Genomic DNA, 15,753 nt, shown 5'->3' on the forward strand with positions numbered 1-15,753 from the left:
CTGACGCGCTCCAGACAGCCGGTCGTCTAGCACTACCCAGCGACAGTATGGGGCATGACACGGGATCAGGGGGAGAAGATCACGCTTACCGCGCGGAAAACCCCCGCGCGGGGGGCCTCCGGGATCACTTCGGAGCCCTGATCCCGTCCAGCAGGGCGTCGACGACGGCCTCGGCGTAGCCCTCCGGGAACAGCTCCATCGGCGCCCGCATGGTGAGCGGCCCGACCAGCATCGCGACGCCGAGCTCCAGGTCGAGGCCGGCGCGCAGCTCGCCGCTCTCCACGCCCCGCTGCAGCACCGCGCGCAGGACGTCGCGGCGCGGCTCGATGACGACCTGTCGGTAGCGGGCGTACAGCTCGGGATGCTTCTCCGCGCTGCCCACCACGTTCCAGAAGCACCGGGCGTGCTTGCGCCGCCGCTCGGCGCTGAGCGCGCGCGCCAGTTCGACCAGGTCCTCGCGGACGGACGCGCCGGACGGCACGGGCAGCGGTGCCTTCGCCGTGGCCAGCGCGTGCACGATCAGCGCCTCCTTGTTGGGCCAGCGCCGGTAGATCGTGGTCTTGCCGACGCCCGCCCGCGCCGCCACCGCCTCGATGGAGACGGCGGCCACCCCCGACTCGGCGGCGAGCAGGTCGAGCGTCGCCTCGACGATCGCCTTCTCGGCCCGCTCGCTGCGCGGGCGGCCCGGCGCGCGGGCCGCGGAGCCGTCTGTCAGCTCAGTCATCGTCCGTCACGTTCTCACACCTTCGCGGTCTCCTGCTCGGACGCGCCCGGAGCCGTGCCGTCCGGAGCCGTGCCGTCCTCGGCCGCGTCGCCGGCCGGAGCCGCCGCGCCGCGTCCGGGCATCCACTTCAGGACGAGCATGGCGCCGAGGAAGGCGATGACGGCGGCGGCGATCGACGCGGTGTGCATGGCGTGCACGAACGCGACGTCGGCGTGGTCGATGAGGGTCTGCCCGCCGCGCATCCCGGAGGCGACGCCGTGGGCGCCCTCGATGGACTGCCCGGCGGCCTCCCGCGCGCCGGGGGGCAGCGCGGCGAGGTCGTCGCGCAGGTCGTCGCGGTAGACGGACGCGACGACGGAGCCGAGCACGGCCACGCCCATCGCGACCGCGACCTGGCGGGCGGTGTTGTTGATGGCCGATCCGGCGCCCGCCTTCTCGCGGGGCAGCGCCGACATGATCGACTCGGTCGCGGGCGGCATCACGTTGGCCATCCCCGCGCCCTGCACGAAGAAGATCGCGCAGAGGATCCACAGCGGGGTGCCGACGCCGACGAGCTGGTAGCTGGACAGCGCCACGGTGACCAGCAGGAGCCCGGACGTGCAGACCGCCTTCGCGCCGAAGCGGCGCACCATCGCGGCGCTGCGCGGGGAGAAGAGCAGTTGCGCCGCGGCGAACGGCAGCACCATCGCGCCGGACTGCAGCGGGGTCAGCCCGCGCACCGACTGCATGTAGAAGTTGGTGAAGAAGAACACGCCGACCGCGGCGAAGAAGCACAGCGCGATGGAGGCCACCGCGGCCGACATCCGCGGGTCGCGGAACAGCCGGACGTCGAAGGCGGGCGACGGCGTGCGCGCCTCGTGCAGGACGAACAGGGCCAGCACGGCGGCTCCGCCGGCGATCGGGGCGAGCACGGCGGGCTCCAGCCACGCGCCCTTCTCGCCGCCCTGGATGATCCCGTACGACAGCACGACCAGGCCGACGACCGACAGGACCACGCCGAGCGGGTCGAGCCGTCCGGGGTTCGGGTTGCGCGACTCGGGCACCAGAAGCAGCAGCAGGACGACGCCCACCGCGATGACCGGCACGTTGATCAGGAAGACCGAGCCCCACCAGAAGTGGGCGAGCAGCAGCCCGCCGGTGAGCGGGCCGATGGCCACACCGAGGCCGACCGCGCCGGCCCAGATGCCGATGGCGCGCCCGCGCTCGTGCGGCTCGAAGACGTTGGTGATGATCGACAGCGTCTGCGGCATCACCGCGGCGCCGCCGAGGCCCATCAGGGCGCGGGCGTAGATGAGCTGGTCGGGCGTCTGCGCGTACGCCGACGCCAGCGAGGCGAGGGCGAACACCGCCATGCCGCCGACCAGCACGCGCCGGCGGCCGATCCGGTCGCCGATCACCCCGAAGGTGAACAGCAGGCCGGCGAAGACCAGGGTGTAGGAGTTGATCGACCATTCGAGCTGGCTCTGGGTCGCCCCGAGCCCCTTCTCGTCGTCGGCGATGGTCTTGAGGGCCACGTTGAGGATGGTGTTGTCGAGCACCACCACCAGAAGGCTCATGGTCAGCACGCCGAGGATGTACCAGCGGCGCCGGTGGATGGTCCGGGGGTCCAATGCGCTCCTTGGGGTCGCCGTCGCGGGGGCACGCATCCGATACGTATGCGTTTCGTAATGAGCGTACGAGGGGACGCTGCGATACGCAACCGTATCGTTTCGCAATCCGGCGTGATGGACCCCACACGGGCCCCACATGGGCCCGCACGGGTCCGTGCAGGTCCTCCGCCCGGGCACCGCGGATCGGGGAATGACCGGGGTTCCCGAATCGTTCCCGAAGTGGCACGATCGATTCCGTCCGGGTACGCCACCGTGGCGCCTCGAGACCGGAGGTACTCATGTCTTCTTCTGCTGCCCCCGCGCAACCGACCGCACTGTACGGCGGTACGAGCGGGCGACGGGTCACCGTACGCGACATCGCGGCCGCCAAGCAGCGGCACGAGAAGTGGCCCATGCTCACCGCCTACGACGCCCTCACCGCGCGGATCTTCGACGAGGCCGGGATCCCCGTCCTGCTCGTCGGCGACTCCGCCGCCATGGTCGTCTACGGCTACGACTCGACGATCCCCGTGACCGTGGACGACCTGATCCCGCTGACCGCCGCCGTCGTCCGCGGCTCCAAGCGGGCCATGGTCGTGGCGGACCTGCCGTTCGGCTCGTACCAGACCGGCGTCGCCGAGGCCCTGGCCACCGCGACCCGCTTCCTCAAGGAGACCGGCGCGCACGCCGTCAAGCTGGAGGGCGGCCGCCGGGTCCTGCCGCAGGCCGAGGCCATGGTCGCCGCCGGCGTCCCGGTGATGGGCCACCTCGGCCTCACCCCGCAGTCGGTGAACGTCTTCGGCGGGTACCGGGTGCAGGGCCGCGGCCAGTCCGGCGAGGAGCTGATGGCGGACGCCAAGTCCCTGGAGGCCGCGGGCGCGTTCGCCGTCGTGCTCGAATGCGTCCCCGAGGACCTCGCCGCCCGCGTCACCGCGTCGCTTTCGATCCCGACCATCGGCATCGGCGGCGGGAGCCACACCGACGCGCAGGTCCTCGTCTGGCAGGACATGGCCGGGCTGACCCCGCACACCGCCAAGTTCGTCAAGAAGTACGCGGACATGGGGACCCTGCTCGGCGACGCCGTCCGCGCCTACGCCGACGAGGTCGTCAGCGGCGTCTACCCGGCGCCGGAGCACTCCTACCGCTGACCCCGCTCAAGGGTCCCTGCCGTCCACCCGCCCCGGCCGGCAGGGGCCTGCCCGCACGGCTCGCGCCTCACCCGGCGCGGGCCGCGCGGGCGCCCTCGCGCTTGGGGCCGATCCAGGCATGGGACGGCCGCCGGAAGGGCTACTGGTCGGGGTTCGCCCGGGCCAGCTCCGCGCGCGCCTCGCCGCCGCCCTCGTGGCCCTGGCCGTCGCGGGGCGGCGGGACGCGGCGCGGCTCCCCCTCGTCCGCCATGATCTCGCTGCGCAGGGTGTCCACGGCGGAGCGGAGCACGTCGGGGCCGGCCACGTTCATCAGCAGCAGCCCCAGGTTGAGGGCCATCTGCCCGTCGGTCATCTCGCTGCCCGCCAGCGCGTCCACCGCGGTGCGCAGGTCGGCCTGGTCTTCGGCGGAGACGTTCTGCAGCAGGCCGAGGCAGTACGTCGGCAGCGCGAGCTTCGACTTGCGGAACGAGACGCCCCGCATGATCTCCCCCGCCTCGTGGGCGCGGGTCTTGGCCTGCATCCGGTCGACGCCGCGGTCGGCGGCGGCCAGCAGCGAGGTCAGCAGCGTGCTCGGCCCGACCGCGACGTCCTCGTCCCCGACCCGGACGGTGAACACCGCGCTGCGGAACACCATCATCGAGCCGAGGCTGGCCACCAGCACCTGCGTGGCCGCCACCATGTGCGGCGACTGGACGCCGAACCGCCAGTCGAAGGTGTGCAGCATCAGCAGCGACCCGGCCCCGGCGCCGCCGTTGATCAGGACGTACGCCCACGTGCTCGGCACCCGGACCAGCGTGGTGGGCCGGTCCCGGTAGCGGCTGACCAGCTCGGCGACGCCGACCAGGCAGCTCAGCGACACCGCGACCACGTACCCGATCATCTGGCGCGGCTCATCCCTCGGTCAGCCTGACGACCTCGTCGATCTCCCGGTCCACCGCGACCAGCCCGCGCTCGCGCAGCGCCTCGACCGCGTCGGCGACCTCCAGCAGGCCGAGCCGCGTGGCGTGGTGGATCTGCTCCAGCGACAGCGGCCCGGCGGCGTCCCTCAGCTTGCCCAGCACGCGGCGCCGCGCGTCCTCGGCACCGGGGTCGCCCCCGCCGCCGGGGGCACGGACGGGCGTGTGCCCGGAACCGCCGCGGTGCGCCTCGCCCGGCGGCGCGGCCCCCGGCTCCCGCCTCGAAGGGGCGAGGAACGTGCTCCACGGGTCCGCCGACCGGATCTCCCTCATCTTCACCTGCCCTGTCGCATACCGATCATAAGGTGCACCGGAGCCCGGCTCCAGCGTCAGGAGGTTGGACGCGCCGCGCCCGCCTTACGCTCCCGCCGGTCTCCGGTTCAGGGTAAGAGGTCGGTGACCCGGGGCCAGAAGTCCGTTACGCGCGGCTAGAGCGCCCTAGACATCGGTGATGCGCAGCCCGGCGTGGGACTTGTAGCGGCGGTTCATCGAGATGAGGTTCGCGGTGAACGCCTCGACCTGGTGGGCGTTGTGCAGGCGCCCGCCGTAGACGCCGCGCATGCCGGGGATGCGGCCCGCGAGGGCCTGGACGAGGTCGGTGGCCTCGCGGTCGTCGCCGAGGACCAGGACGTCCAGCTCCATCCCCTCCACCTCGGGGTCGAGCAGCAGCTTCGCCGAGACGTGGTGGAACGCGGCGACCACGCGGCTGTCCGGGAGGACCGACGCGGCCTGCTGGGCGGCGCTGCCCTCCTCGACCGGCAGCGCGAACGCGCCCTTGCCCTTCTCGAAGCCCAGCGGGTTCACGCAGTCCACGACGATCTTGCCCGCCAGCTCGGCGCGCACCGACTCCAGCGTGGCCTTGTGCCCGTCCCACGGCACCGCGACGACCACGACGTCCGCCTCGCCCGCGGCGACCGGGTTCTCCGCCCCGGAGACCGGCAGGCCGGCGCCGAGGTCGCCTGCGGCCTGCTGGGCGCGCTCGGCCTTCCGCGAGCCGATGACCACCCGGTGGCCGGCGAGCGCGAACCGGCGCGCGAGGCCCTTCCCCTGGTCGCCGGTGCCGCCGAGGATGCCGATCGTGAGGCCGCTCGCGTCCGGAAGGTCGTAGGGCGTCTTCTGCTGCTCAGTCATGGCGCCGAGTCTGCCAGGCGGCCCCCGGGCCGGGATCGACCGGCCTCCCGCCTCCGCGAAACGTCCTGCGCGCGGCGCCGGCTGGGGCACCATGGTCTGCGTGGACGCCGAGCAGATCACCCTGTTGCGCGAGGTCCTGTCGGCCACCGGATGGCTGGAGCGGACCCAGGAGTTCGGACGGGCGCTGCGGGTCACCTCCCGCACACCCGGCGGGCTGCTGCTGGTCGGCACGCCCGGCGGCGACCCCTGGCACCTGGCCGCCCACCTCGACGACGAGAGCCGCCTCGGCGGCGCCCCCGGCCTGGCCCCCACGCTGGTGCGCTGGTCGCCGCCGCCCGGCGCGCCGCCGCACCTCCGGATCGGGCTGGAGCGGCTGGAGGCGGCCGAGCGGGGCGAGACGCTGTTCGTCGTCGCCGAGGAGGACGCGCCCGTCCCGCTCCTGGAACGGGTCGACGACGCCCGCCGCACCGGCGCGCGGATCCTCGCCCTGGAGGGCGGCGACCGCGAGCTGCGCGGCCTGGCCCACGAGGCGCTGACCGTCCCGCCCGATGAGGCGCTCATGTCGTTCGACGGCGCGCAGCACCTGGTCAGCGCGGCGGCGGGCCAGGAGCCCGCCCGCGCCCCGCAGGGCCTGCGCGCACGCCTCGCCCGGCTCCTCGAAGCGGTCAGCGGCCCGACCGTCGACTAGGCCCCCAGACCAGTTCCTCTAGTCGTCGCCCTCCTTGCGGCGCCATGCCTCGTTGCGCTCGCGCGCGAGGGCCAGCGCGCCCGCCGCCGCGCCCTCGGACTCGTAGGGGCCCATCCGGTCCTTGTCCGGGCAGCCGGCCCCGTGCTCGACCTTCATGTGCTTCAGGCAGAACCACCAGTCACCCTCGTTACCGGCCATCGGACTTCCCTTCGATCATGCTTCGGCACCGGCATTCGTGCCCGGATCGCGCTGACTACACTCCATGACTATGACGACCCAACTACTCCGGCCCGGCCAGGTCTCCCCCATGCGGAAGGTCCCCGCGCACATTCCGCGCCCGGAGTACGTCGGGAAGAAGCGTCCCCGGACGGGCGAGCCCGACGTCAAGACACCGGAGATCATCGAGAGGATGCGGGTGGCGGGGAGGATCGCCGCGCAGGCCCTCGAAGAGGTCGGCAAGCACGTGCGGCCGGGCGTCACGACCGACGAGCTGGACGTCATCGGGCACGAGTTCATGCTCGACCACGGCGCCTACCCCTCGACGCTCGGCTACCGCGGCTTCCCCAAGTCGCTGTGCACCTCGATCAACGAGGTGATCTGCCACGGCATCCCGGACGACACGGTCCTGCGCGACGGCGACATCGTCAACGTCGACATCACCGCGTTCGTGGACGGCGTGCACGGCGACACCGACGCGACGTTCCTGTGCGGCGAGGTCGACGAGGAGTCGCGGCTGCTGGTCGAGCGCACCCGGGAGGCGACGCTGCGCGGCATCCGCGCGGTCAAGCCGGGGCGGGCGCTGAACGTCATCGGACGGGTGATCGAGTCCTACGCCAAGCGGTTCGGGTACGGGGTCGTGCGCGACTTCACCGGGCACGGGATCGGGACGACGTTCCACTCGGGGCTGGTCGTCCCCCACTACGACGATCCGAACGCGACCACGCTCATCGAGCCGGGTATGACGTTCACGATCGAGCCGATGCTGACGCTCGGCACGTTCGACTACGACATCTGGGCTGACGGCTGGACGGTCGTCACCAAGGACCGCAAGCGCACCGCTCAGTTCGAGCACACGATCCTGGTCACCGACGACGGCCACGAAATCCTCACTCTGCCGTGACGGGCCCATGATCTAGAGTCCGAATCACTCCACATCCGGCCGGGAGACCCTCTAGATGAACGCCCCAGCGCCGTACGAGCCGCGGGTTCCGTCCGACGACATGCCGCCGGGACGGGCGGCGCTGAGCGTGACGTGGGCGGCGCTGCCGTTCCTCTCGCTCGGCCTCGCGACCCCGTTCACGTTCGCGGCGGCGGCCGTGTGGCGCCGCAGCCCGCACCTGATCGTCGCCTCGGTCGCCTATATCGGGATCTTCGCGCCGGTGCTGTTACTGCTGCTCGACCAGGGCAAGGCGGACGGGCTGGTGCGGATGCAGGGCTTCCTGCTGTCCCTGCTCGCGGTCGTGGGCTGCGGGCACGCGTTCCTGATCCGCCGCCGCGTCTTCGACCCGGACGGGCTGTCGGGCATCGGCAACGAGACCGTCGTCGAGCGGGTCAGGCGGCAGCGGCTGCTGCGGGAGCGGGCCCGCGAGCTGGCCGCGTCCGACCCGGGGCTCGCCAAGGAGCTGCGGATCGGCCGTCCCGACCTGCCGCACCAGTACAACGACGGCGGGCTGGTCGACGTCAACCACGCGCCCGCGAAGGTGCTCACGGTGCTGCCCGGGGTCACCCAGGAGCTGGCGCTGAGGATCGAGCGGGTGCGGGCGGAGACGGGCGGCTTCATGTCCGCCGAGGAGCTGTCCGTGGTGGCGGGCCTGCCGCCGGCCCTCACCGCCGAGATCGCCGATTACGCCGTCTTCATCCGCTGACGGCGGGTATGGGGCGGACGTGGCCGCGAAGAAGAGGCAGGACGCGAAGCGGGGCGGCGACCGGCTCGCCGAGTACCGGGGCAAGCGCGACCGGGGCAGGACGCCGGAGCCCGTCCCGGACGGGAAGGCCCTCCCCCACGGCGACGACGACACCTTCGTCGTGCAGGAGCACCACGCGACGAGCCTGCACTGGGACCTTCGGCTCGAACGCGACGGCGTCCTGGTGTCCTGGGCGGTTCCGAAGGGGCTCCCCTGGAGTCCCGAGACCAACCATCTGGCCGTCCACACCGAGGACCATCCGCTGGAGTACGCCGCCTTCGAGGGCGAGATCCCGCGCGGCGAGTACGGCGCCGGGAAGATGACCATCTGGGACCGCGGGACCTACGAGACCGAGAAGTGGTCCGAGCGCGAAGTCAAGATCGTCATCCACGGCTCGCGCGTGTCCGGACGCTACGTGCTGTTCCAGACGCGCGGCAAGAACTGGATGATCCACCGGATGGATCCCCCCGCCGACCCGGAGGCCGAGCCGCTGCCGGACGCGCTGCGCCCGATGCGCCCGGTGAAGAAGGCGCGGCTGCCGCGCGACCAGGAGGCGTGGGGTTTTGAGTTCGCGTGGGGCGGGCGGCGGCTGCTCGCCTACGTCGAGGGCGGCCGGACGCGCTTCACCGACGGGCGGGGCCGGCCCGTGGACGGCCCCGGCGGGCTCGGCTCCCGGCTCGGCGGCGCGCTCGGCTCCCGGCCCGCGGTGCTGGACGGCGAGCTGGCCGTCCTGGAGAACCGCGAGACCTACATGATCTTCGACGTCGCGCACCTGGACGGCCGCCCGCTGCTGGACGTCCCCTACCGGGAGCGCCGGGAGCGGCTCGACGGGCTGGAGCTGTCAGGGCCGCGGTGGCAGACGGCGCCCTGGTATCCGGGCGCGGGCGACGCGGTCCGCGAGGCCGCCGCCGAGCAGGGCCTGCCGGGCGTGGTCGCCAAGCGCCTCGACTCCCCCTACGAGCCCGGCGGGTCCTCGGACGCCTGGCGCCTCATCCCGTCCTGACGGCCCGTCCAGACCGGACCGTGGAGCGGGCGCGACGTCCCGCGCGGCGCCCGCCCCTCCCCTGGCGCGTCAGTAGGCGACCGTGATGCGGCGGCCCACGGCCTCGTTCTTCTCCAGCTCGTCCACCAGCGCGATCGCGTAGTCCTCGGCGCTGATGCGGCTCTGGCCGGCGGCGTCGGCGAGCACCTGGTCGCCGCCGACCCGGTACGCGCCGGTGCGCTCGCCGGGCTGGATCTCGGCGGCGGGCGAGATGTAGGTCCAGTCCAGGTCGCCGGCCTCGGCGCGGACGAGATCCAGCAGGGCGCCCTGCGCGAGCGCCTCGTTCTTGTACAGGTCGGGGAAGTCCGGGGTGTCCACGAGCCGGACGCCCGGCGCGACCTCCAGGCTCCCGGCGCCGCCGACCACGACCAGCCGCCGGACCCCGGCCCGGCGCAGCCCGTCGAGCACGCCGCGGCCCGCGGCCAGCAGCGGCGGGATCGTCTCCGAGCCGTCGCGGGGCGGCGCGACGGCCAGCACGACCGCGTCGTGGCCCTCGGCGAGCGCGGCCACGGCGCCGGCGTCGCCCGCCTCGGCCTTCGCGGTGCCGCCGGTCCCCCGGCGGGTGACGCCGGTGACCTCGTGGCCGCGGCGGCGCGCCTCGTCCGCCACCCGCTGCCCGATCATCCCCGTCGCGCCGATCAGCAGGATCCTCATCGCAGACTCCTCAAAGCTCGTCGAACGTCGTCGCGGCCGAAAGTATCCATCGGATACCGGTTACTTCAACGCACAACCAGTACCGATGGATAGCGCCTGGTCAGATGCTGTACAGTCAAGCTCTGATGTCCCGCCATGGACATCGTCACCAACTGGCTACCCCCCGTACCCAAAGGAGCCCCTCATGCCCATGGTCGGAACGATCTCCTCCTACGAGACCAACGACGGACCCCGTTGGCGCTTCCGAGGGCCTATGCGCGAGGACCCAATCACAGGCCGCAAGGGTCGTCACACCGTGAATGGACTTCTCTCATACGAGGAGGCTTACCAAGCCGAGATCCAATACAACGCAAAAATTGGGCTGCTAACGGTAGACACAGCAGCTACTTTGGAAGAGGTCATCCAGCTTCGTATGGCTGAGACCTCAATCGCACACAATACCGTCGCCTCCTACATGGCCAAGATTCGCAGGCTTCCCGAGTGGTTGATGAAGAAGCCTCTAGCCGAGATCGACAAAGGCCACATCGAAACCATGCTCAAAGACATAATGGAGCGTCGTATCAAGCACGGCGCCGAACCCTACAAACTTTCCTATATGAACAACCTCCTCAGCCTGGTCTCAGGAACGTTCGAGTACGCAATGCAGAAGCGCGTACCGGTAGGCAACCCTTGCACTCAGGTTTCCCCCAAGAAGGTTCTCGCCCAGTACTTCAAAACCGAAGGAGAAGACTGGAAGTCTCAACGCCGCGAGAGGGGCCCTGCTTCCGCGAATTCGTGGGAACAACGATCCATTGACAAGGCCGTGGGACAAGGCCCAGTCATGTCCAAAGACAACCTCCTGCGGGTGCAAGAGGACTTCTCGTACCCGTATCAAGGCTATCTATTGACAACCTTCCTCCAGGCCACCAGGCGGGGGGAATCACTCGGGCTGACGTGGGACCGTACCGACTTGGAAGACGGCTACGACGTCGCTCTGATTCAGGACACAATCACTGTCAGCTCGGGCAAGATCCACATCACGCCGGTACCTAAAAACGGCCAAGCTCGGGAAACTCTGCTCGATCCCCTAACGGTGGAAGTTCTAGAAATTCAGAGAGACCTACAGAACAAGATCAAAGAAGAGTACCCAAACTGGAAGGATGGTTGGGTCTTCACAGCTCTCTACCACCCGAACGCCAAGGGCTGGTACCCGGGCAAGTACATCCGCCCAGATTCACTCCTCAGCACCTTCCAGGAGTGGGCCAGGCGCAGACGCGTCGCCAACGACGGTATTCGGGTACTCCGACGCACATGGGCGAACATCGCGGCTAACGTACTCGGCATCCCCCCTTACGTGATCATGCGTGTCCTGGGGCACACGGGCGAGACGGTTACCACCGAGCACTACACGACCGCGACGGACGAACAGGTTCGGGACGCAATCGCAGCCGTGCGGGATCATGTGTTCGGCCCCCTGTAGACGCACTCGGCCCTCAGGGGGTACTCTGCCAGCGGCGGGGTGCCCCCTCGCTGTTTTTGGTTGCCCAACTTCGATTTTGAGAGACGATCTTGAAAATCACGGTCACCTCAACGAAGCCCACCAACACCCCAGGTGTGATCGTTCACCAGCTCTCCAACGGCATGTTCGTCAGGGAAGATCCCCGCAAGGGCAGCTACCACTTCAAGCTCTACACACCTGGACAGGCCAAGGAGCATGATCCGAAGCTGCTCGGCAGCGCCAGCACGAAGCGGAAGATTCTCAAGATGGCCGAGAGGCTCTCAAGCGGCCCCTGAGGGCCTGTGAAGTCTAACCCGAGCCCAGGACATACCGAAGGCCCCCGAGAGTCTCTCGGGGGCCTTCGGCTTCTTCCCGGTTTCCTACCACCAAACAGACGAAACGGACGAACTCACCTACCGGACGGCCGTCGCTACTACGGCCACTCCTGTCCGGCACGGAAGACTCTAGCAGACGAGTGACGTAGATCACACAGCCTGTCAGGTCCGGACTCCTTGAGAGGGATGCCCTCTTATATTAATGAGGGTAGGGGAATACCCCTACCCAATACGTTAAGTGCTTACATTACTACTTCTAGTAACAGATAAGCTACTAGAATAAAGTAATGACTATTAGGGGTTGCCAACTCAGAGGCAACCCCATATTACAGTGGGTAAGTAGTTATAGGGGTTATTTGTCTCTACCGGACTACTGTTAGCGACCGTGGGCGGGCATCGGTCGCATTCTCCTAACGCCCCCGGACCATCAACAGTCCGGGGGCTTAGCGCTTCTAGTAAAGCCTCACTTCATTGGTGTTTCGATCAACCTCACCGACCACTTCAGCTTCCACCGAGGTCCTCTCAATCTTCTCCATAAGCCTGCGGACCATCTCCGCTGTTTCCGGTTCAGTTGGAAAACTCCGGACGATGAGCTTTCCGGCTTCCACAGTCATCACCGTGACTTGTCCATGAATTTCTGCCATACGGTAAGACTAACACGCCAGGAGGACAGATGCCGAAGGCGCACAAGATCTGTTCTCAGTCACGGTGTCTGGAAGTTGCCTCGGACGGCCGAGGCAAGTGCAAAGCCCACGGCCGGAAGCCGTGGGCTAACACATCAGCTAGGAACTTGAATCGTCCGAAGGACTGGAACTCCCGCAAGCGATTCGTACGCCAGCGGGACAAGGTTTGTCAGATGTGCGGAGAGACAGAACATCTCGACGTTGACCACAAGATCCCGGTAGCCGCCGGGGGCGGCTGGGACTACGGCAACCTGTGGTTGCTCTGTGACGCTTGTCACCGCCAAAAGACGTTCAGGCATGTGGCACGGCATCGTCAGGGATAGCGTTCCTTATCTGCCTCCGCTGCACCTCTCTTGGGATCTTCCTTATGAAGTCCTCAAAAGTCTGCCCCTCGGGCAGATCAGCCATTGCTTGCACAGGTCGGGAACACACCCAACAACGCCAATCGAAATTGTGGTAGTCCCTCGTCCCATCGTCTTCCAGGCGATCACCCTCTTCCGACATGTCCAGGGTCACGCAGTGGATGTGGCCACAGGGCTCGGCAAGGAAGACTTGAAAGTACTCAGCCATAGTTGTGATCCTCCCACCCCTGAACCACCTCGGAGGTCTTCAAGCCTGGTTCTGTCGAGTAATCGGCCGCTCGACGTGACTCCTCAAGCTCGTCAAGCTTGTGGGGGTTTAGCTTGACCGCCTCGGACATAATTCGATGGTAGCGCGGCTCACCTTCAAGCCGCGCGAGTCGTTCCAGGTTCCGCCTTTCCAGGCTGGCCCGGCTCCGCCGTATGGCTTCTTCCTTATCCATGCCGTCGACAATACCACAAGATCAATGACCATTAATAAGGCACACACACCAGTAGCTTAATGGCAAAGCGTCCGCTTTGGGAGCGTCCATCACCTGATGAACCAACACACGGATTTCGCCGCGATGATGCTGACAGGCGACTCCATGTGTTGACCATATCACCCTGGCCGAAGTGAGTACTTCAGGTGCCCGACTTGTAGACGCGGCTCTCTACGATACTTTGAAGCTTTTTGATCTGATCGCGGTCGTAGCCTTCTTCCAGCATGGCTTGCCACACAATGCGGAGTGCTGCTCCGGCGATGGCTTGCTGCGCGATTTCCACCGCAGCGGAGAGGCGATTCTGCTCGTACTCACGCCTCATCTTGGCGTTCTTCTCGTCCATGAGGCGAAGCTAGCACATAGGCATCCGATAGAGAAGAAGCATCGCGGTTTCTCCCCCATGGCCCTTAGCTCAATTGCGAAGAGCGTTGCGGTTATACACGTCGCGGTATCCGGGTTCGAGTCCCGGAGGGCCAACAAAAGAGCCCCACAGGCGATCAACCCTGTGGGGCTCTACTCCGACGCCAAGCCGGGTCCGGCATGGCGTTACAGCGCTCTGAGTTGTCGTCTGCTCTTGCGCAAAGCTACCTAGAGTCCCTCAGAGGGAGCGCTAGAAACTCCAGCAGGCTTGGAGCCCTGCTCTAGCTCCAGCCGATGGATCTCCGTCTTCAGGTTCTCGATCTTTATCTCATTGACACACCGTGTGTACCTGACCTCTGCAAGCTCATGGAGCTTGCTCCTAAGCGTCTTCAGCAGATTCCGAGTCATCTCGTCCACAACTCAACTCTAACAGAGAGGGGTGGCCATGGCAGGCCGAGGACCGACACCTAAACCAAACGCAATGCGACGCAACAAGCAGCCCAAGGCCGAGCTGACCTCTGATGCTGAGATCAAGGCGCCCAAGCTCTACAAGAGAGCTAGCTACTGCGCAGCGACACAACGATGGTGGGACACGTGGGCCAGCTCGCCGCAGGCCGAGGTGTTCATGGCGACCGATTGGGAGCGTCTCCAGCAGCTCGCCGTGATTGTCGAGCAGTACTGGCAGACGGGCGACAAGAACCTCATGGCTGAGATCCGCCTCAACGAGGAGAGGCTAGGAGCCACCGTGCGGGATCGCCAGAGCCTCCGCATGTCCTACAAGGAGTCAGACACGAAGAAGGCCGAGAGGCCGTCTGACAGCCCCTCAGCCCTCCCCGAGAACGTCACTCGCCTGCGTGATGCCTTCGGGACCTAATTGAGCTTAGTTAGCTTGGCCGTAACCACTGCCCACAGCGCAAGCGTGGTCGATGACGCTGGCAGCAGGATGACAAGGCTTCCTCGCAGAAAGCCTACGATGCTGACGGCGATCAGCGCCACGACCAGGGCGAGAATAGGTAGGTAGAACTTTAGGATCATCAGGGCTCCTGTGATCGACGTTTGAACTAAAGCCTACACCCCCTCTCGCATGCCTGACAGCCCTCCCCGAGAACGTCACCCGGCTGCGGGATGCATTCGAGGCGTGAAGAAGTACATCAGTTTCCGCTTGAGTTCAGTCGGCATTCTCTCGAACGGCGGCCACTTGGCCAGGAGATCTGCGGTGATCTTCCAGGACATCGGCTTGATTGTCTCGCTCCGGATGTACTGCATCCGATGAGCCCTGATGCGGTTGAAGAACGGCGTGTCCTCCTTCAGGCCCTCATGGAACCAGAAGAAGTCAAGGACTCCTTCAACGGTCGTGAGGTCCCATTCGTACACGAGATCGTTGTCAAGCACCTGGTTGGTCCGGGCGCCTCTTGTCAGTGGCTCCTCGTACTTGTGCAGTGGCCTTGCTACGAAATACCCGAGGTCTGGCACGGCCTCACTTCCTTTCCTAGCTACTTGTCTTCGCGACGCTTTCGGTATCCCCTCTTAGTGGCCGTGTGTTACCCGAAGAAGGATGCTACGCGCGTCCGCATCCTTGCAGGAGAATTGCTTTTCGAAGGACTTCATGCAAGTAGCGCTGGCCGCGAAGACGAACTTCATTCTCCGCCCTCCCGCTTCGACCGATATAGCGCTCTCGTAGACCTCCCGTACGGTGCCGATGAATTGGCCTTTGATGCCGAAGTGTTCCCCCGTGATTGGGTGTTTCGTCATCTGGATCAGTCGAACGGCGATCTCGTCTTCGACTGCGATCTCACTTGGCGTCACAGGGTCCCAGTGAGATCCGTTGCATGAGGTGTGATTGAGGTCTGACTCCACTTTTCCCCGTTCCGTTTGTCCGTGCTTCGGTTCGTAGCTTTTTACTCTCAGTTCACTGCGATTCCTTTCCCACTTGCGCGGCATGATTGAAATCGTAGCAGCGCGACTAGGGACGCGTCCTCCTAAACGCTAGCTTGCTCTGCGGGATCTGGCGGGAGTCCGGTGGCATCTCGATACTCTCTTCGTAGATCCACCCTTCATCCTCTGCCCCTTTGATCGTTGCGTAAGCCTCTCCGGTTGGCACGATGAAGGACCAGTCCCATGATTCCCTGCCTCGCGCAGCGCGGGCATTGTGTCGGGCCTCTGATCGAACCTGCTCGTCAGATCGTCTTTTCACCATGTTCCCCTCTCCTGGATACAGGAC

Annotated in this window: 23 protein-coding genes and 1 tRNA gene; 10 read left to right on the forward strand and 14 right to left on the reverse strand. The window is 67.1% G+C overall.

Annotated features, from left to right (window positions below; genetic code table 11):
* Positions 1 to 124: 124 nt before the first annotated feature.
* Both E1298_RS01515 and E1298_RS01520 read right to left on the reverse strand, forming a co-directional pair.
* Positions 125 to 724, reverse strand: coding sequence for a TetR/AcrR family transcriptional regulator (locus E1298_RS01515; protein WP_131888904.1), 600 nt, complete (start codon positions 722 to 724; stop codon positions 125 to 127).
* Between the two features lie 14 nt (positions 725 to 738).
* Entirely contained in the window at positions 739 to 2,334 is a 1,596-nt protein-coding gene (locus tag E1298_RS01520; protein ID WP_131888905.1) for an MFS transporter, read from the reverse strand.
* A 278-nt stretch (positions 2,335 to 2,612) separates the two neighbouring features.
* Here E1298_RS01520 and panB point away from each other — a divergent pair, with 278 nt between their 5' ends.
* Positions 2,613 to 3,461 carry a 3-methyl-2-oxobutanoate hydroxymethyltransferase gene (panB, locus tag E1298_RS01525; RefSeq protein WP_131888906.1) on the forward strand — a complete coding sequence of 283 codons (849 nt, stop codon included), beginning with the start codon at positions 2,613 to 2,615 and terminating at the stop codon, positions 3,459 to 3,461.
* 139 nt (positions 3,462 to 3,600) lie between these two features.
* Here the strand turns inward: panB and E1298_RS01530 are convergent, their stop codons facing one another.
* The 3 genes from E1298_RS01530 to npdG all read right to left on the reverse strand — a co-directional run bounded on the left by E1298_RS01530 (position 3,601) and on the right by npdG (position 5,548).
* A complete protein-coding gene (locus E1298_RS01530) occupies positions 3,601 to 4,341 on the reverse strand; it encodes a hypothetical protein (RefSeq protein ID WP_243725337.1) in 741 nt (246 codons plus the stop codon).
* 10 nt (positions 4,342 to 4,351) lie between these two features.
* Positions 4,352 to 4,690, reverse strand: coding sequence for a hypothetical protein (locus E1298_RS01535; RefSeq protein ID WP_165975241.1), 339 nt, complete (start codon positions 4,688 to 4,690; stop codon positions 4,352 to 4,354).
* A gap of 165 nt (positions 4,691 to 4,855) precedes the next feature.
* On the reverse strand, positions 4,856 to 5,548 hold the full coding sequence (npdG, locus tag E1298_RS01540) for an NADPH-dependent F420 reductase (RefSeq protein ID WP_131888908.1): 693 nt from the start codon (positions 5,546 to 5,548) through the stop codon (positions 4,856 to 4,858).
* A 91-nt stretch (positions 5,549 to 5,639) separates the two neighbouring features.
* On the opposite strand from npdG, the gene E1298_RS01545 reads away from it, so the two are divergent.
* Positions 5,640 to 6,236, forward strand: a complete 597-nt coding sequence (locus tag E1298_RS01545) for a hypothetical protein (RefSeq protein WP_131888996.1) — start codon at positions 5,640 to 5,642, stop codon at positions 6,234 to 6,236.
* Positions 6,237 to 6,254: 18 nt separating this feature from the next.
* Here the strand turns inward: E1298_RS01545 and E1298_RS01550 are convergent, their stop codons facing one another.
* Positions 6,255 to 6,434, reverse strand: a complete 180-nt coding sequence (locus E1298_RS01550) for a hypothetical protein (protein WP_131888909.1) — start codon at positions 6,432 to 6,434, stop codon at positions 6,255 to 6,257.
* A 70-nt stretch (positions 6,435 to 6,504) separates the two neighbouring features.
* On the opposite strand from E1298_RS01550, the gene map reads away from it, so the two are divergent.
* The 3 genes from map to E1298_RS01565 are packed head-to-tail and all read left to right on the forward strand — an operon-like array spanning position 6,505 to position 9,143.
* On the forward strand, positions 6,505 to 7,356 hold the full coding sequence (gene map / locus E1298_RS01555; protein ID WP_131888910.1) for a type I methionyl aminopeptidase: 852 nt from the start codon (positions 6,505 to 6,507) through the stop codon (positions 7,354 to 7,356).
* Between the two features lie 55 nt (positions 7,357 to 7,411).
* Positions 7,412 to 8,101, forward strand: coding sequence for a ComEA family DNA-binding protein (locus E1298_RS01560; protein ID WP_131888911.1), 690 nt, complete (start codon positions 7,412 to 7,414; stop codon positions 8,099 to 8,101).
* Between the two features lie 19 nt (positions 8,102 to 8,120).
* Complete coding sequence (locus tag E1298_RS01565) at positions 8,121 to 9,143, forward strand: DNA polymerase ligase N-terminal domain-containing protein (RefSeq protein WP_131888912.1); 1,023 nt, start codon at positions 8,121 to 8,123, stop codon at positions 9,141 to 9,143.
* Positions 9,144 to 9,212: 69 nt separating this feature from the next.
* Here the strand turns inward: E1298_RS01565 and E1298_RS01570 are convergent, their stop codons facing one another.
* Positions 9,213 to 9,836 carry an NAD(P)-dependent oxidoreductase gene (locus tag E1298_RS01570; protein ID WP_131888913.1) on the reverse strand — a complete coding sequence of 208 codons (624 nt, stop codon included), beginning with the start codon at positions 9,834 to 9,836 and terminating at the stop codon, positions 9,213 to 9,215.
* A gap of 184 nt (positions 9,837 to 10,020) precedes the next feature.
* On the opposite strand from E1298_RS01570, the gene E1298_RS01575 reads away from it, so the two are divergent.
* Together E1298_RS01575 and E1298_RS01580 are read left to right on the forward strand one after the other, a co-directional pair.
* Entirely contained in the window at positions 10,021 to 11,295 is a 1,275-nt protein-coding gene (locus E1298_RS01575) for a tyrosine-type recombinase/integrase (protein WP_131888914.1), read from the forward strand.
* An 89-nt stretch (positions 11,296 to 11,384) separates the two neighbouring features.
* Positions 11,385 to 11,609 (forward strand): hypothetical protein, encoded by a 225-nt coding sequence (locus E1298_RS01580; protein ID WP_131888915.1) that lies wholly within the window; start codon positions 11,385 to 11,387, stop codon positions 11,607 to 11,609.
* 491 nt (positions 11,610 to 12,100) lie between these two features.
* On the opposite strand, the gene E1298_RS01585 is transcribed toward E1298_RS01580, so the two are convergent.
* Positions 12,101 to 12,292, reverse strand: a complete 192-nt coding sequence (locus E1298_RS01585; RefSeq protein WP_131888916.1) for a hypothetical protein — start codon at positions 12,290 to 12,292, stop codon at positions 12,101 to 12,103.
* Positions 12,293 to 12,504: 212 nt separating this feature from the next.
* Between E1298_RS01585 and E1298_RS51665 the strand changes: the two genes are divergently transcribed.
* Positions 12,505 to 12,654, forward strand: a complete 150-nt coding sequence (locus tag E1298_RS51665; RefSeq protein WP_424923051.1) for an HNH endonuclease signature motif containing protein — start codon at positions 12,505 to 12,507, stop codon at positions 12,652 to 12,654.
* Between the two features lie 239 nt (positions 12,655 to 12,893).
* Here E1298_RS51665 and E1298_RS01595 read toward each other — a convergent pair whose 3' ends face one another.
* Complete coding sequence (locus E1298_RS01595) at positions 12,894 to 13,133, reverse strand: hypothetical protein (protein ID WP_131888918.1); 240 nt, start codon at positions 13,131 to 13,133, stop codon at positions 12,894 to 12,896.
* A 181-nt stretch (positions 13,134 to 13,314) separates the two neighbouring features.
* A complete protein-coding gene (locus tag E1298_RS01600) occupies positions 13,315 to 13,515 on the reverse strand; it encodes a hypothetical protein (protein ID WP_131888919.1) in 201 nt (66 codons plus the stop codon).
* Between the two features lie 58 nt (positions 13,516 to 13,573).
* Between E1298_RS01600 and E1298_RS01605 the strand changes: the two genes are divergently transcribed.
* Positions 13,574 to 13,649: transfer RNA gene (locus E1298_RS01605), tRNA-Val, on the forward strand.
* A gap of 111 nt (positions 13,650 to 13,760) precedes the next feature.
* Here E1298_RS01605 and E1298_RS01610 read toward each other — a convergent pair.
* Complete coding sequence (locus tag E1298_RS01610) at positions 13,761 to 13,949, reverse strand: hypothetical protein (protein ID WP_131888920.1); 189 nt, start codon at positions 13,947 to 13,949, stop codon at positions 13,761 to 13,763.
* A 28-nt stretch (positions 13,950 to 13,977) separates the two neighbouring features.
* On the opposite strand from E1298_RS01610, the gene E1298_RS01615 reads away from it, so the two are divergent.
* Complete coding sequence (locus E1298_RS01615; RefSeq protein WP_481726125.1) at positions 13,978 to 14,406, forward strand: phage terminase small subunit; 429 nt, start codon at positions 13,978 to 13,980, stop codon at positions 14,404 to 14,406.
* Here the strand turns inward: E1298_RS01615 and E1298_RS47660 are convergent.
* From E1298_RS47660 to E1298_RS01625, 3 genes are all read right to left on the reverse strand, one after another.
* Positions 14,403 to 14,567 (reverse strand): hypothetical protein, encoded by a 165-nt coding sequence (locus E1298_RS47660; RefSeq protein ID WP_165975243.1) that lies wholly within the window; start codon positions 14,565 to 14,567, stop codon positions 14,403 to 14,405. The genes E1298_RS01615 and E1298_RS47660 overlap by 4 nt on opposite strands.
* Positions 14,568 to 14,642: 75 nt before the next feature.
* On the reverse strand, positions 14,643 to 15,005 hold the full coding sequence (locus E1298_RS01620) for a hypothetical protein (RefSeq protein ID WP_131888922.1): 363 nt from the start codon (positions 15,003 to 15,005) through the stop codon (positions 14,643 to 14,645).
* A gap of 54 nt (positions 15,006 to 15,059) precedes the next feature.
* Positions 15,060 to 15,473: a hypothetical protein gene (locus E1298_RS01625; RefSeq protein ID WP_131888923.1), complete on the reverse strand. Its 414-nt coding sequence runs from the start codon at positions 15,471 to 15,473 to the stop codon at positions 15,060 to 15,062.
* Positions 15,474 to 15,753: the final 280 nt, after the last annotated feature.

It is taken from the genome of Actinomadura rubrisoli, assembly GCF_004349215.1.
Classification (GTDB): domain Bacteria; phylum Actinomycetota; class Actinomycetes; order Streptosporangiales; family Streptosporangiaceae; genus Spirillospora; species Spirillospora rubrisoli.